Genomic DNA, 991 nt, shown 5'->3' on the forward strand with positions numbered 1-991 from the left:
GGCCGTGGGCCGCTGCAGCAACTGGTCCAGCAGCAGGCGCGCACTGCCCAGCGCCGTCGTCACGCCCAGGCCCTCGTGGCCGGCTGCGACCCACACGTCGCGCCGCTCCGGCACCGCGCCCAGGTACGGACGCCCATCCGGCGTGGCCGGACGCAGGCCGGTCCACACCCGGATCGCCTGCAGTTGCCGCAGGCCCGGCAGGAACGCGAAGGCGCGCTCCAGCATCCGCTGCAGCATCGGCATCGACACCGTGCGGTCGGTCGCATCGAATTCGCGCGAGGAGCCGATCAGGAGTTGCCCGGTCGGCCGCGGCTGCACGTTGAACGCCACGCTGCTGCCGTCGCTGCCGTGCGCGCTGTCGGCATAGCCCAGTTCCAGCAATTGATGGGCGACGAAGCCCGGATAGCGGTCGGTGATCACCAACTGCCCCTTGCGCGCACGCATCGGCAGTTCCGGCAGCAACTCGGGCACCGCGCAGCCGGTGGCGACCAGCACCGGACCATGCAGCACGCTGCCATCGTCCAGGCGCACGCCGGCGTCCAGCAGCGCGGTGGCACGACGCCCGGCGTACAACTGCGCACCGGCGGCGCAGGCGCGCTCGACCAGGTAGCGCGCCATCCGCGGCGGATACACCACCGCCTCGGCGGCCACGCGCATGCCGCCGGCCAGGCCCGGCACCAGCGCCGGCTCCAGTTGGTACAAGCGCTGCGCATCGAGCGCTTCGGCGTCAACGCCGGCCGCGGCCAGGCGCTGGATCTTGGCCGGAATCGCCTCCAGTTCGCGCGCCTTGCGCGCCACCCACAGCGTGCCGCAACGGCTGAACTCGGCCTCCGGCAGCGGCGCGAATTCTTCCCACAAACGCAGCGAGTACGCCGACAGCGCCAGTTCCGCCGGATCGTCGTCCATCGCCACCAGGTGACCCATCGCCGCGGCGGTGGAACCGCCGCCGATACTGCCCGACTCGACGATCGCCACGCGCAGACCGGCGGGG

1 protein-coding gene is annotated in these 991 nt (G+C 72.6%); it reads right to left on the reverse strand.

The annotated features are described in order from the left end of the window. On the reverse strand, positions 1-991 hold a 991-nt coding region (locus D183_RS0122825; protein WP_017911044.1), incomplete at both ends, for an NAD(P)/FAD-dependent oxidoreductase.

It is taken from the genome of Xanthomonas sp. SHU 199 (assembly GCF_000364665.1).
Taxonomy (GTDB): Bacteria; Pseudomonadota; Gammaproteobacteria; order Xanthomonadales; family Xanthomonadaceae; genus Xanthomonas_A; species Xanthomonas_A sontii.